Annotated in this window: 15 protein-coding genes; 1 reads left to right on the top strand and 14 read right to left on the bottom strand. The window is 47.5% G+C overall.

The window, feature by feature from the left end; genetic code table 11:
- Positions 1-120: 120 nt before the first annotated feature.
- Complete coding sequence (locus AXX12_RS01515) at positions 121-1,767, top strand: alkaline phosphatase (RefSeq protein ID WP_082816636.1); 1,647 nt, start codon at positions 121-123, stop codon at positions 1,765-1,767.
- Positions 1,768-1,956: 189 nt separating this feature from the next.
- Here AXX12_RS01515 and AXX12_RS01510 read toward each other — a convergent pair whose 3' ends face one another.
- The 14 genes from AXX12_RS01510 to AXX12_RS01445 form a co-directional block, all read right to left on the bottom strand.
- Positions 1,957-2,193, bottom strand: a complete 237-nt coding sequence (locus AXX12_RS01510; RefSeq protein WP_066237120.1) for an anti-sigma-F factor Fin — start codon at positions 2,191-2,193, stop codon at positions 1,957-1,959.
- Positions 2,194-2,204: 11 nt separating this feature from the next.
- A complete protein-coding gene (locus AXX12_RS01505; RefSeq protein WP_231881740.1) occupies positions 2,205-2,600 on the bottom strand; it encodes a hypothetical protein in 396 nt (131 codons plus the stop codon).
- 149 nt (positions 2,601-2,749) lie between these two features.
- Positions 2,750-3,715, bottom strand: a complete 966-nt coding sequence (glpX, locus tag AXX12_RS01500; protein WP_066237297.1) for a class II fructose-bisphosphatase — start codon at positions 3,713-3,715, stop codon at positions 2,750-2,752.
- A 39-nt stretch (positions 3,716-3,754) separates the two neighbouring features.
- On the bottom strand, positions 3,755-4,399 hold the full coding sequence (fsa, locus tag AXX12_RS01495) for a fructose-6-phosphate aldolase (RefSeq protein WP_066237116.1): 645 nt from the start codon (positions 4,397-4,399) through the stop codon (positions 3,755-3,757).
- Positions 4,400-4,425: 26 nt separating this feature from the next.
- Positions 4,426-5,055: a hypothetical protein gene (locus AXX12_RS01490; protein ID WP_066237113.1), complete on the bottom strand. Its 630-nt coding sequence runs from the start codon at positions 5,053-5,055 to the stop codon at positions 4,426-4,428.
- 88 nt (positions 5,056-5,143) lie between these two features.
- Positions 5,144-5,542, bottom strand: a complete 399-nt coding sequence (locus AXX12_RS01485) for a response regulator (RefSeq protein ID WP_066237110.1) — start codon at positions 5,540-5,542, stop codon at positions 5,144-5,146.
- Between the two features lie 288 nt (positions 5,543-5,830).
- Positions 5,831-6,418: a YIP1 family protein gene (locus AXX12_RS01480; RefSeq protein WP_066237106.1), complete on the bottom strand. Its 588-nt coding sequence runs from the start codon at positions 6,416-6,418 to the stop codon at positions 5,831-5,833.
- Entirely contained in the window at positions 6,418-7,335 is a 918-nt protein-coding gene (sppA, locus tag AXX12_RS01475; protein WP_066237104.1) for a signal peptide peptidase SppA, read from the bottom strand. Before sppA ends, AXX12_RS01480 begins: the two co-directional genes overlap by 1 nt.
- A gap of 92 nt (positions 7,336-7,427) precedes the next feature.
- Entirely contained in the window at positions 7,428-9,038 is a 1,611-nt protein-coding gene (locus tag AXX12_RS01470; protein ID WP_066237101.1) for a CTP synthase, read from the bottom strand.
- 56 nt (positions 9,039-9,094) lie between these two features.
- A complete protein-coding gene (rpoE, locus tag AXX12_RS01465; RefSeq protein WP_066237098.1) occupies positions 9,095-9,463 on the bottom strand; it encodes a DNA-directed RNA polymerase subunit delta in 369 nt (122 codons plus the stop codon).
- A 38-nt stretch (positions 9,464-9,501) separates the two neighbouring features.
- A complete protein-coding gene (gene argS, locus AXX12_RS01460) occupies positions 9,502-11,178 on the bottom strand; it encodes an arginine--tRNA ligase (protein WP_066237096.1) in 1,677 nt (558 codons plus the stop codon).
- 21 nt (positions 11,179-11,199) lie between these two features.
- Complete coding sequence (locus AXX12_RS01455) at positions 11,200-11,631, bottom strand: YwiB family protein (RefSeq protein ID WP_066237093.1); 432 nt, start codon at positions 11,629-11,631, stop codon at positions 11,200-11,202.
- A gap of 156 nt (positions 11,632-11,787) precedes the next feature.
- On the bottom strand, positions 11,788-12,825 hold the full coding sequence (locus AXX12_RS01450; protein WP_156478565.1) for a SpoIID/LytB domain-containing protein: 1,038 nt from the start codon (positions 12,823-12,825) through the stop codon (positions 11,788-11,790).
- Positions 12,826-12,930: 105 nt separating this feature from the next.
- Complete coding sequence (locus tag AXX12_RS01445) at positions 12,931-13,737, bottom strand: VanW family protein (RefSeq protein ID WP_066237090.1); 807 nt, start codon at positions 13,735-13,737, stop codon at positions 12,931-12,933.
- Positions 13,738-13,790: the final 53 nt, after the last annotated feature.

Below are 13,790 nucleotides of genomic sequence, written 5' to 3'. Positions count from 1 at the left end.
AAAAGACGCAAGTCTTCTGCGGTCTTTACCAGATCTTAACCGAACCGTAACACCCTCCAGACCATTATCTGGCAAAATAAAAACAGGCATTAAATAGGTTACATTAAGGAGGTATTTGCATTGAACAAGTTATTTGGCAGACATCTGGTCATTCTTTTGCTGTTGGTGACGGTTGCGGCTCAGTTCCTCCCGACGCCGGCGCTGGCTGCGCCTAAACCGAAAAACGTAATCGTCCTGATGGTTGATGGTTCTGGCGCGACCCATACCACCGTGTCCCGTTGGTATAAAGGTAAGCCGCTTGCTATGGAGGAAATCGTCGTCGGCTCGGTTCGCACCTATAGTGCTGAATCGCTGATTACCGACTCCGCTCCGGCTTCAACCGCATTCGCCACAGGCAACAAATCGAATTCCAAGTTTATCGGCGTTTTGCCAGTTAGAGCAGGTATGCCTGACGTAGCATTCGCCGAAGAATTGAAGTATCAGCCGGTTGCTTCCGTGTTGGAGGGGGCTAAACTGGCAGGGAAATCGACTGGCTTGATTGCTACATCGAATATCCAGCATGCCAGTCCAGCAGGCTATTCGTCGCATAATCACAATCGCGGCGACTACAATGATATTGCTGAACAACAGGTTAATTTGAACATTGATGTAGTGTTTGGCGGCGGTAAGCAATATCTGTTGCCAAAGAGTCAAGGCGGTGTACGCACAGATGGTGAAAATCTGATTGAAGTGCTGAAGTCCCGAGGTTATGATTTTGTGGAAACTCGTGAACAACTGCTGGCGGTAAAGAATAAAAAAGTCTGGGGTATGTTTGCTGAAGATGCCATGGCTTACGATTTTGACCGCGTACAGCTTCAGCCACAGGAGCCTTCACTGGCTGAGATGACGCAAAAAGCGATCGATATCCTCGCCAAGAATGATAAAGGCTTCTTCCTATTCGTTGAAGGAAGCAAAGTCGACTGGGCTTCTCATGCGAACGATCCTGTGGGTGTAATCAGTGATGTCTTAGCTTTTGACGATGCAGTCAAGACGGCATTGGATTTTGCCAAGAAAGATGGTAACACTCTGGTTCTGGCCTTCTCTGATCATGGCAATGGCGGTATGAGTCTTGGCAATAAATCCACCGATAAAAATTATGATACTCTGCCATATAGCGCCCTAGTCTCACCGCTGCGCAAAGCCATGCTGACCGGTGAAGGCATTGAAAAGATGTTGGCAGGTAACCGTTCTGAAGCTAATATCCGGGATATCATGGAAAAATATTTTGGGATCGCCGACTTGACGACTGATGAAATCACAACCATGCAAAAAGCCAAAAAAGGCGAAATGAACTATGCCGTTGGCCCGATGATCTCAAAGCGATCGGTGATCGGCTGGACGACGAACGGTCATACGGGTGAAGACTTGTTTATGTATGGTTTTGGACCTGGCGCCCCTAAAGGGACGATCGAGAATACCGATATTGCTAAAATAAGCGCAAAAGGATTGGGAGTTGAGCTTGCCAGCACGACCAAGCGATTATTTGTTGAAGCCGATAAAGCGTTTGCCGCCATTGGCGCTAAGACAGAAATCGATCAATCGAATAAGGAAAACCCACGTCTTGTTGTCACAAAAGGTAATGTTCGCGCTGAACTTCCCTTCAGCACAAACACGATAATCATTGATCAGAGAACCAAGCAAATGGAGGGTTTGACCATATTCACTGCAAAGCTTGGTAAGGTTTATGTACCAATGCAAGCGGTGGAGCTGGTAAAAGCCGCCCTCTAAGCGACTGCAACAACAGCAAAATATTCATGCAGTCAGGTTTGGTCTCAAATGAAACTATTTAAAACAAAAAAGAGCGGTGACCGCTCTTTTTTTGTTTATTCAAGCCAAATTACTGTTGCTTTGGTTGTTGTGAATGACTGCTGCAGTTGCCAGCCACTTGCGCTTTTGTAGTATCCTCTGCACCGTATGTTAGTGCAGCCAATGCACCTTAGCAGTGGGCGCGGACAAATCAAGCTTCATTTCAGCTATACAGTAATCGCACAGGGTTTTGACAGTCAGAGTATTGCTATCCGGATCAAAGGTCAATAGTTCTTGCCTTTCTGCATCGTTCAGACAATCAAAGCCAAACGCAATCTCGTCAAGTTCCTGGACAAAAATTTCATCAATACCAGACCCGCACTGGGAACATACATAGTCTAAACGCATTGACTACCTCCTCATTCAGCGCTGCGGAGCGGAAATCTAACCATTATGGTGTTCCAAAGCAAGTGAGTAACAATACCGGCGGCCAAGCCGATATACACCCCTGCCGCCTGGGCTGTGAGCACTGTTGCAAGGCCAAACAGACCATGGCCGCCAATACTTAATAGGGCTGCAATGCGGCCCCGGGTTTGTACCCAGTCATAGATCGCCTCGATCAAACCGAAGACTACATGGGTAACGAAGATATCTGCGTCAAACGCATACGGGAATAGGGTTTTCAGCATTTCTTCTATCACCGGGCTTAGCGTGATTATCGTTTGAGCGCCAATTAGCTTCACCAACGCCCGGTTAAGCAGAAAACTGGTGCCTGCCGTCAAACAAGCGATAACATACGCCATTTGCAGTCTCATTCGCCTACTCCCTTACTAATTATTTCCTTTTCGAACCCGAGCTATACATCAGTCGAAACAGTAAAAAAACAGCCTCAGGTTGTTGCTCGTTCTAGCATTCACCTGAGGCTGTTTTGCTATGCAGTTTTGATCCTTCGACCTAAAGATCCCTAAGCCCGTTTAATGAATAGCGGGGTTCGGTCATAGGTATGAATTGCGTCAATAAAGCGGACAGTACCTGAGCTGTGTCTCATGACAATCGAATGGCTGCGTACTCCGCCGCCAAAGTACCGGATCGGATTCAACAAATCACCCTGGGTGATCGCTGTAGCGGCAAAAATAACATCCTTGCCACTTACTAAGTCATTAATTGTTAAAATCTTATTGATATCGGTAATACCCATTTTTTGCGCACGGGTAGTATCCGCGTCGTTCTCCGGCCACAGCTTACCTTGCATATCGCCGCCCAGGCACTTAAGCGCGGCAGCGGCAAGTACACCTTCCGGCGCGCCGCCAATACCCAGCATCATATGTACGCCAGTGCCTTCAATACCCACGTTGATGGCCGGCGAAACGTCACCGTCTGTAATCAATTTTATCCTGGCTCCTGCATCACGAACTTCCTGAATAATGCTAGCGTGGCGTGGACGATCCAGAATAACGACAGTCAAGTCTTCAACTCTACGCTCCAGCGCAGACGCTACTGCCTTAAGATTCTCTTTGACAGGAGCGTCAATATGGACTTTCCCTGCAGCTTTCGGGCCAACGGCGATCTTATCCATGTACATATCAGGAGCGTGCAATAAACCACCTTTGGGTGCAATTGCCAAGACAGCGATTGCGCCTGGCAAACCTTTTGCCACGAGGTTTGTGCCTTCTAGCGGGTCTACCGCGATATCGACTTCGAAGCCGCCAGCGCCAACTTGCTCACCGATGTAGAGCATCGGCGCTTCATCCATTTCACCTTCACCAATCACTACTGTTCCGCTAATGTTTACACTGTCAAACATTGTTCTCATTGCATCAACGGCAGCTTGGTCAGCGGCGATTTTATCTCCTTTGCCCATCCAGCGGCCACAGGCGATAGCAGCGGCTTCTGTAACCCGGACAAATTCCATTGCTAGTTCGCGATCTATATTCATTGTTCACCTCTAAAGTAATTCTTGAAATTATGATTAACTGTTGGCGTTTTTCCAATCGTCATAGAATCGTTTAATCCCCGCATCAGTTAGCGGATGCGCCAACAGTGACAGCAACACTTTGTAAGGAATTGTTGCAATATGCGCACCAGCCAGAGCCGCATGAGTCACATGGAGCGGATGTCTGATACTGGCAGCAATAATTTCGGATTCGATGTCATGGATAGAGAAAATATCGGCAATATCCTTTATCAGTTGTGTACCATCTTCGCTAATATCATCCAATCGGCCAATAAACGGGCTGACGAAGGAAGCACCAGCGCGAGCTGCCAGCAACGCTTGGTTGGCTGAGAAGATCAATGTAACGTTGGTCTTGATTCCTTCGGATCGAAGCGCGCTGACTGTCTTTAGCCCCTGTACATTGATAGGCACTTTAACCACGATATTGTCAGCCAGCTTGGCCAATTCACGGGCTTCTGGAAGCATTAACTCATATGTGTCACTAATTACTTCAGCACTGACAGGACCAGGAACAATACGGGCGATCTCTTTTACAACCGCTTTAATCTCCTGCTTTTCCTTAGCGATCAGGGATGGGTTTGTCGTTACCCCTGCAATAATGCCAAGAGCATAAGCGTCTTTGACTTCAGCGATATTTGCGCTATCGATAAAGAGCTTCACAAATACCCCTCCATTCTATTTCCTGGTTAATAGGTTTGCCGAGAATGACAAGATAATGACAGCTCAATATTTTTCACTTCATCTAAGCGAGCCAAATCCATGTCATTGCGGGCAGCAAGCGCCACACTAGCGCCGCAGGTCTGGCAACGTAACTCGATACAAGAAGCCAGTACTTCGGCCCGAATTGCTGCACTGCCACAGTTACAACGAACGCCGCCGCTTTCGGCAATGTCATGAACGCGATTTAAGACATCCAATAAAACTTGTGAATTTTCATTATCTGTTCCAGACTGGTCAGGCAGGGCACGATTGACCGCATATCTGTGTCGTTCTAAGGTTTGCTCGATCAACTGACGCTTGCCGACAAATCCTAATTCAAGGTTATTGTTCGCACAATAAAGCTTGCGCAATTCGGATGCGCCCGAATGTGTAAAGTTGACGCACAACACATGATTTTTGCGGCATAGTTCGCAATAAATCGTCAGAAAAAATTGGTCTTTTCGGGCAGGGGATATCTTGGCCTGCATATGTCCGCAGCTACAACGCAATTCAGTCTGATTGCAGGCGTTCAGCGAGAAACGGCAGATATTATGGGTATGAATTTTACCGCAATGCGAACAGTAAAGCGCAAGAGCGGCACTGGTGTAAATTACCATAAGCCTGCCCTCCTTCCCATAAGACACATTCGCCAGCGGCAATGAAATTCCTGCCGATGGGCAGTAGAGAACCCGATCGATTCGCTAATTAGCCAATCCGCAAATGCAATAGCGAATCATCTCTGACATTGTCTTGTATTAACTGACATAGCGAAACAATATCAAACGGTTTGGTGATATAGGCAATCGCCCCCAGTTCTTTCGCCTCATTAATCATGTCAAGTTCCCCATAAGCTGTCATCATAACAACCTTGGGACACTGACCCAACCGTCTCAGTTCACGTAGCGTTTCAATACCATCCATTCCAGGCATTTTCATATCCATCAGTACCAATTCAGGTTTCAACTCTTTGGCTTTTTGCAGTCCCTCATAACCATTTGCAGCTGTTTCAACAGTGTACCCGTTTTCAGATAACACTTCTGTCAACAGCCTTCTAATCCCGGGTTGGTCGTCAACGATTAGTATGGTTGCCTGTAAAAGCGACAATTTCGATCACTCCATATCGGTATTGCTTTTTACTAAAGCCTACTTCGTTATACATCCGGACGGGAAGTAGTGCAACTATTCTAACCTATTCGGACTCCATAGCGAATTTCCTGCTAGCATAATGGTAAAAAATGGGTTTTATCAGTTTTTTTGTAGGTTTGTTTGCCGCAATTCAGAATTTTTGCCATCCTTGCAGTTTTTGCTAAATCTCTGTCTGCATTTTTTGGCATCATAAAAATATCTTTCCCTAGTGTCTCTGCGCTTATTAAGAATATACTTAGTGGTAGTTTAAAAAACCATCGTCAAAGCAGAAATGCCAAGCAACAGGGTTGTCATGGCTACTCCTGTCAGCAAGACGAGTAATGGCGACAATAGCACTAACAGCGACTTAGCTGCTGTAAAGCCGTAGCAACTCCGTATGGCCAACACTTTAAGACTAAAAGACCAAAGTGCTAAAACCGCTAGCCCGGCGGCAATCGTAAAGACACTAAATCCTGCAGGCAGACACTGGGCAATCGCGATGATCGGGATGAGAAAAAGCTGTGGCAAAACAACATAACCTAAAGTGCATAAAAGTCCAGTCGCCTCGCCACGTCCACCGAGAAGAGCAGATGCCATGTGCAGCAGCGCTGTGCCACAAACCCAGATGATAGCCTCACCCAGAATATGGAGTCCCATGATCGCACCAGACAGCTCGGTGATTTGTCCGTTAATGGCGAAGTACGCCGCCCATAACGGCATGATCCCAATTATCAAGCTGAGTAATGCCCTAGTTTTTCGTTGCTCTGCGGCCACTGTCTTCATTGCATCAGCAGGATTAAACAGTACATCATACCAAGTTTCCCAAATGGAACTGGCCTCTCTGACAACAGCCATTATTCCACCTGCCGTAGCGGTGAAATCGCCAGTGGAGTAAACGTTCCTTCCACCTGTCTTAACAGGTTCTGCTGCCAATTCAATTGACTGCTAAACAGCGTACTCCAAGGATTGCCGCGTCCGAATTCTTTGATAGACGCCTTGCCATGAATACCGGCTAATTGTCTGGCAGCGTCAAGCGCATCGTAGAGATTGCCTAATTCGTCGACAAGGCCTGCTGCCTTTGCCTGATTGCCGGTATATATTCGTCCATCAGCCAACTTTCTCACCGTTTCTTTATCTAGGTGGCGTCCTTCAGCGACAACGGTGATAAATTGTTCGTATAGATCATCTACCATCGTTTGAATAATCGCCCGTTCTTCTGCGGTAAGGCTACGATCTGGGGATAAAATGTCTTTGTATGGCCCACTCTTTATTTTTTCAGAGTGAACCCCTATTTTCTTAAACAGTTCTTCCCAATTCGTATAGGGTATGTATACGCCAATACTACCAGTCAAGGTAGCAGGATTAGCATAAATCTTGTCAGTAACGGCGGCCAGCCAATAACCACCGGAAGCAGCGACGTCTCCCATCGAGGTCACCACAGGTTTCCCTGACTGCCGCAGTCGCTTAATTTCCTCGCCGACTTCTTGTGAAGCGGGGGCGCTGCCGCCAGGGCTATTAATCCTGAGCACGACTGCACGAATCGATTCATCATCCCTCGCTTCACGCAATTCCTTCATTAGTGCGTCAGTTCCACCGGTTTCACCAAAAACGGAAGTCTGCCCACGGCCGCCCATGATTACTCCGTCGACATATATTAATGCGATTTTACCCTCGCCAGACGCTGATCTTCGCTCACTGGATACGAGGACTAGTCCGACTAAGGAGACAACGATCAGAACGAGGATAACGACAATGACAGCTTTTTTATACATCCTATCCCCTCCTCATTTTACGCCTATTAGCACTTCGGACTGTTGGCAAACCAACAGTCCGAAGTGCTAATAACGGCTGAGCCGTCTTTAAATTATCTAGCTTGGCGGCAAGCCAGTGCTGCCTTTACGAAATCACGAAATAGCGGGTGAGGGTTGGTCGGCCGCGATTTAAACTCAGGATGGAATTGCGTTCCGACAAACCAGGGGTGGTCGCGCAGTTCCACAATTTCAACTAACCGTCCATTGGGCAAGGTACCACCGATCACCAAGCCAGCGTCAGTCAGTTGCTGACGGAACGCATTATTGAACTCAAAACGGTGGCGATGACGTTCATAAATGACTTCTTCCTGGTAGGCTTTACAGGTGAGAGTGTCTTCCATCACCTTGCAGGGATAAACCCCTAGGCGCATTGTGCCGCCTTTATCAACTACATTTGCTTGATCTAGCATTAAATCGATAACCGGATAGGTAGACTCAGGAGCAAATTCACTGCTGTTCGCCCCCTCCAGACCACAGACATGACGCGCAAATTCGATAACGGCGCATTGCATGCCTAGGCACAGTCCGAAAAACGGAATTTTGTGTTCACGTGCATATTGGATCGCAGCAATTTTTCCTTCTATGCCGCGATCGCCAAAGCCACCCGGTACCAAGATACCGTCTACATCGTGGAAAAATGGCTCCATGTCTTGTGCGCCTTCAATTTCTTCGGCATTAACCCATTTGATGTTGATGGCCGCCGAATTAGCTATGCCGGCATGGCGCAAAGCCTCAGACACGCTGAGGTAGGCATCCTGCAGAGCTACATATTTGCCGACAATCGCGATGGTTACCGCTGTCGAGGGGTTCATGATTTTATTGACCATTTCACGCCAGCCGGAGATATCTGAAGGACCATCTTTAAGTCCCAGCTTTTCCAATGCAATACGGTCTAAGCCCTGCTCAGCAAGCATCAGCGGCACTTGATAAATGCTGGCAGCATTTCTGTTTTGAATGACTGCCTCCGCATCGATATCGCAGAATAAGGCGATCTTGTCCTTCATGTCGGAAGAGATTTCCTGTTCTGTACGGCAAACAATAATATCCGGTTGAATACCGATGCTGCGCAATTCTTTAACACTATGCTGAGTCGGCTTGGTTTTCAACTCGCCGGCTGCGGTGATATACGGAACGAGAGTAACATGAATATAAAGAGTGTCTTCGCGACCAACCTCTTTTCTAACTTGACGAATCGCCTCTAAAAAAGGCAGACTTTCGATATCGCCAACAGTTCCGCCAATTTCCGTAATAACGACATCAGCGTTGTCTTCTTTGCCGACTCGGTAAATTCGTTCCTTGATCTCATTCGTAATATGAGGAATAACTTGAACAGTACCGCCAAGATAATCGCCCTTACGCTCTTTAGTGATGACAGACAAATATACCTTGCCTGCAGTTACACTAGAACTCTTGCTTAAATTGATGTCAATGAAGCGCTCATAATGTCCCAAGTCGAGATCTGTCTCGCCGCCATCCTCAGTGACGAACACCTCGCCATGCTGATAAGGGCTCATTGTACCAGGGTCAACATTGATATACGGGTCGAATTTCTGAATGGTAACCTGTAGACCTCGGCTCTTTAACAACCGGCCTAACGACGCTGCGGTGATTCCTTTTCCAAGCGAGGATACAACCCCGCCTGTGACAAAAATATACTTAGCCATTTGCTCCTCCTATAACCAGCTCATGCCGGCTTTCTCTTCGCTTGATGTCTGTCGTGTCAGGAATTATCATCAATGTCTTCCGGCTCGGTCGGCAGCTTGACATAATCTTGCTGAATTTCCTCTAACAGCTTCTCCCTACGCAAATTAGACTGAAAGGACTTATCTGCCGTTTCTTCAGTCGCACGCCCGGAAACCCGCTGCGGCGTCCATTCGACCAATCCCCACGCGCCTTTACCTACATGAAAAAATCGGCTATCGATATTAACTTGGGTATGAACTTCCGCCATGGCATGCCCCCGCGAATAAATGGGGCCTCCCTTCTCGGCGAGCACCTGATTGATCAAATCACGAAAATGAATCGGGCTGCCAGCCTGTCGCAAAATCCGATAGGCAATATCAGCCTCTGATCTGAGTTCCTTAGACATATAATACCTCCGCGAAATATTAAACTACGAAACCATTGTTACATCTTGTCAGGCGCCGTAACGCCGAGTATAGCCAACGCATGGCGAACAGTGGACTGCACCGCTGCAACCAGTGCCAGACGAGCAGTTTGAATTTCAGGTTCAACACCGATGATCCGGCATTGATTATAGAAGGTATGAAATAATCCGGCTAATTCATGAGCAAATCGCGCGATCCGGTGGGGTGCGCGTTCTCTGGCTGCGTCGGCTATTTCCCCGGGATAACTCCCCATTTTTTTAATTAGATCAATCTCTGCTGGCTGATTTAAAACTGACAGAGAAGCAGTGCTGACAGCCTGAAGTGCTGCACCGGTATCGATACCTGCTTCTTCTGCTTGGCGAAAAATGCTGGCAATACGCGCATGAGCGTATTGAATATAGTATACCGGGTTCTCATTGGTTCGCGACTTCGCCAAATCAAGATCAAAGTCCAGTTGGCTGTCGGCTGAGCGCATAATGAAGAAGAAACGAGCAGCATCAACGCCGACTTCTTCCATCAGTTCAGTCAAAGTTACACCCTGACCAGTACGTTTGGACATCTTCACCAGTTCGCCGTTCTGGAAGAGGCTAACCATTTGCAAAATCAGCACTTCTAATCGCTGCGGGTCATAGCCCATGGCGGCGATAGCTGCTTTTACACGCGGAATATAGCCATGATGATCAGCGCCCCAGATATTGATGATCGTATCAAAGCCGCGTTCTAACTTATCCCGATGATAGGCAATATCTGCGGCCAAGTAGGTAGGCACGCCGTTATCGCGGATAACAACCCGGTCTTTATCATCGTCATAGGCAGTCGACTTCAGCCACAATGCACCATCATGCCGATACATATAACCCTTTTCTGTCAGCATGTCGCAGGTATCGTTGATAGCGTTGCGCTGGTGTAAGCTGCGTTCAGAGTACCAGACATCAAACATTACCTTAAAGGCTTCTAGATCTTCTCTAAGCGCAGCCAGCTTTTCTGTTAAAGCAAGTTCTTTGAATAAAGCCAATCGCTCAGAATCTTCTACTGCTAGGTAGCGGTCACCATTGTGGTCAATAATCCGCTGCGCTGTTTGCACAATGTCCTGGCCATGATAGCCGTCTTCAGGAAACTGAAAGGGTTTTCCCAATAGTTCTAAATATCTGGCGTTAACTGATGCTGCCAAATTATCAATCTGATTGCCCGCATCATTGATGTAAAATTCAGCCTCAACCAAGTGTCCCGCAGCGCGTAAAAGATTCACCAATGCGCTCCCCAGCGCGGCGCCTCGCCCGTGGCCAACATGCAGCGGCCCGGTAGGATTGGCGCTGACAAACTCTACTTGAATTTTTTTGGGGACAGTGGCAGTCAGACTTCCCCACTTGTCGCCTGCTTTGAGGATACGATCCAGCATTTCATACAACCAATCTGGTTTTAGGTAAAAGTTCATGAATCCTGGACCGGCAATCTCCACTTTCTCCAGCCAAGGTGCCTGAATGCGGTCAGAAATGGCTTGAGCTAGGGCCCGAGGATTGGTCTTAGCAGCTTTTGCTGCCTGCATGGCAAAGTTTGTGGCATAATCGCCAAACTCTTTCTGCGGCGGTTCTTCGAACTGCACTGGCGGCATCGTATCAAGCGAAAACACGCCTTCTCGTTTAGCAGACTCTGCAGCCGCGAGCACAGCTTCGCAAAGCAAGGTTTTCATATCCATCGTGTTCTTCCTCTCACTTGATCAAGTCTTAGAAAAGGAGATTTTCAGGGTATTGGAGCTCTGCCATTTCCCTTCAACTTCCAATTCGTAGCTGATCAGAATGGTTTGTCCATCAATCGGATTTTCGGTACTGACAATATCACGCGATAAGTCACGCGTCAAAACGCCTAGCTTCATGCTACCATAGGGAGTGACATATAGGCTATATGTTTTACGCCCGGGAACAAATTCCAGTTTTTGCTCGTATGGGCCCATCCTCACTAAATATACATGATCTGAATATAACTTCAGCAAAGTCGTGGTGCCTTCCAGCCCTGATAACTCTTCCTTATAGGTTATGTAAGTTATCTCGCCTTTTTGCTGGCAATGACCTTTGGCAATAAGCTCGATCGTATTTTGATCGTCATCTAATCCTTGCTGGGTTCCGATCACTGTAACGATAACATCTTCCATCGCATTCTCCTGATACACCAATATATTATAGCCGAATCATGCCAGGTTGCCAACATTAGTTGCTGTCGAAATCAGAGTATATTTCGCCGAAGTTGTCGAAACACCTGCTAAAATAAAAACATTTCGCCTGACTGGCGAAATGTTTTTGTTTTTTCGCTACTGCCAGAGTGTTTTAATTTCAACTCCCTGGTAATAATGTTTTATAATTTCTTCCGCTTTCTTACCTTGCTGAGCAAAAGTGTACGCGCCCCATTGACAGAGACCGACGCCGTTACCCCAACCTAGGCCCTTAAAGTGAAAGTCTCCGTCGGCATACCGCATTTCTGTTACCAGCGTGGACTTTAGCCGATCATAACCAACGGCGCGGCGGAAATCTGAACCGTACACTTTCTTGTCGCCCGCACCAATAAATAAGATGCGTCCTGAAGGCCCCTTCTGCAATATGCTGATGTCGCCGGGATTGCCTTGATAGCCAATAGCTGACGCCACCTGAGAAGCCGGGATTTTAGCTGTCCAGGTTTGAATATTTGCTGGAGCATACTCAAAGCAGTTGTCCTGAACAGGTTGAAAATACGGAGTTTCATGGGGAATTTCTGTTGGAAAGCTTTCCTCTCTGGTAGCTGCAATCTGTCCGTTACAGGAACTGTAGATCGAATTAACCAATCCTCCAGCATAGAGAAGAACTTGCCCCCGGGTTGCTCTGACTGCTTCCCGCACTGTATCATTCACTTTCTGCGGGGCATAGGCCTGAAGTTCTTCCTTAGAGGTCGAGACATCGGTTTGATGCAGACGCCGGATGGTCCCCGCTTCGATGGCGATCAAGGTCAGTGTCCGTGAGGCGATTGCCTGTGCCTTAAGCGCTTCAAGCGGCCAGTCTGGCTGCATCTCTTGCGCGATAACGCCCTCAATATATTTTTCCAGCATCATACTGTCACGCTGACCTTTATCCGCCAGCCAAACTGTTACGTTTGGTTCCACCTTGTACTTAGAAATATCCAAAAGCGGTACTCCCTGAATCGGTTGCGGCGTCTCTGGCTGCTTGTCCGGCGGAGTTGGTGGCTTTTGCTGTTGCTGGGGCGGAGTCTCGGGTACAGGTTTAGGGGCAGGAGGGCGCAATAGTGTGTAAATTCCTGCGATGAGTAATAGAGCGATTGCAACGACGAGTACAATAGTTGTTTGATTTTTGCTGCGCACGATCCCACCTCCGACAGTAGTTTGGTTTGAAGACTTTTTCTTTATACAGGCAAGTTAAGAATCCTTAAGAATGTTTTAGCCCAGAGGGTTAGGGAATGTGACGATTCATTGCGGTAATGACCAAATATCGGCCTTCACTGTTTTTCCAGCAATGAAGACTCGCAAAATGAGGGACTGGCGCGTAGAATTCATGAAGCGTAAATCTTTATCGGTAAAAGTGGTCGCGTCCCTCCCCTCAGGCACGTAGCTCACAGGCTGGGAGTGCGGGTGTCTCTCAGTAACTTTTAGCCCAGCCTCTAGTGCAGCGTTATAAATGGTACTAGAGACTTGGCACATACCGCCGCCGATGTCTTGCACTTTTTGACCGTTTTTTAAAACTCCGGCACGGCGAAAGCCGCGCTCCACAGTGGGTTCGCCGGTTAATGCATTAAAGGAAAACTCCTGACCATGATCGATAATTGTGTTATTCAGCAGACTAGCGGTTAGCGCAATGTTTTTCACCCTATCTGGATGATTGTCAATAATCGGAGTCTCATAACCGCCGATACGTTTTGCGGCTGCAAGTGTACCGCCAGTAATCGCTGGACTGATCTGCTGATAAATTGCTGGCGTTTCACTATGTGGCAGAGCAGCGTTAACAAGATCTGCCGTTGCTTGAATATCTAGCATTTGACCAACTTTTTCAGGAACAACCCGCCCCTCTAAATCGAAAGCGGCATTCTGCGGAAAAGTATTTTTCCGTTGTGCCAATTCAGTTAAAGCGACTTGGAGTTGATCTGAAGTTAGTCCGCCGACAGGTACTCCCTCTACTGTCACGCCGGTTGGACTTACGCTAAGCGGCTTTGGTGCAGGCTGATTAGCGAAACAGCCGTTAAGTGCGAGACTAATGATCAAAACTAGTATTAGTTTCATATTTGTCTCCCTATCGAGAAAATGTCACCCATTAGGCTCACAGGTCATAAAAT

Origin of the sequence: Anaerosporomusa subterranea (genome assembly GCF_001611555.1) — a bacterium.
Taxonomy (GTDB): domain Bacteria; phylum Bacillota; class Negativicutes; order Sporomusales; family Acetonemataceae; genus Anaerosporomusa; species Anaerosporomusa subterranea.
The sequence above is the reverse complement of the archived record's forward strand: the minus strand, read 5'-3'. Positions and strand labels throughout refer to the sequence as shown.

Bases quoted from the DNA above. Each gene is read 5' to 3' on its own strand.
- AXX12_RS01510 (WP_066237120.1), bottom strand. From the start codon at position 2,193: ATGCGTTTAGACTATGTATGTTCCCAGTGCGGGTCTGGTATTGATGAA.
- AXX12_RS01505 (WP_231881740.1), bottom strand. From the start codon at position 2,600: ATGAGACTGCAAATGGCGTATGTTATCGCTTGTTTGACGGCAGGCACC.
- AXX12_RS01490 (WP_066237113.1), bottom strand. From the start codon at position 5,055: ATGGTAATTTACACCAGTGCCGCTCTTGCGCTTTACTGTTCGCATTGC.
- AXX12_RS01480 (WP_066237106.1), bottom strand. From the start codon at position 6,418: ATGGCTGTTGTCAGAGAGGCCAGTTCCATTTGGGAAACTTGGTATGAT.
- sppA (WP_066237104.1), bottom strand. From the start codon at position 7,335: ATGTATAAAAAAGCTGTCATTGTCGTTATCCTCGTTCTGATCGTTGTC.
- AXX12_RS01470 (WP_066237101.1), bottom strand. From the start codon at position 9,038: ATGGCTAAGTATATTTTTGTCACAGGCGGGGTTGTATCCTCGCTTGGA.
- rpoE (WP_066237098.1), bottom strand. From the start codon at position 9,463: ATGTCTAAGGAACTCAGATCAGAGGCTGATATTGCCTATCGGATTTTG.
- argS (WP_066237096.1), bottom strand. From the start codon at position 11,178: ATGGATATGAAAACCTTGCTTTGCGAAGCTGTGCTCGCGGCTGCAGAG.
- AXX12_RS01455 (WP_066237093.1), bottom strand. From the start codon at position 11,631: ATGGAAGATGTTATCGTTACAGTGATCGGAACCCAGCAAGGATTAGAT.
- AXX12_RS01445 (WP_066237090.1), bottom strand. From the start codon at position 13,737: ATGAAACTAATACTAGTTTTGATCATTAGTCTCGCACTTAACGGCTGT.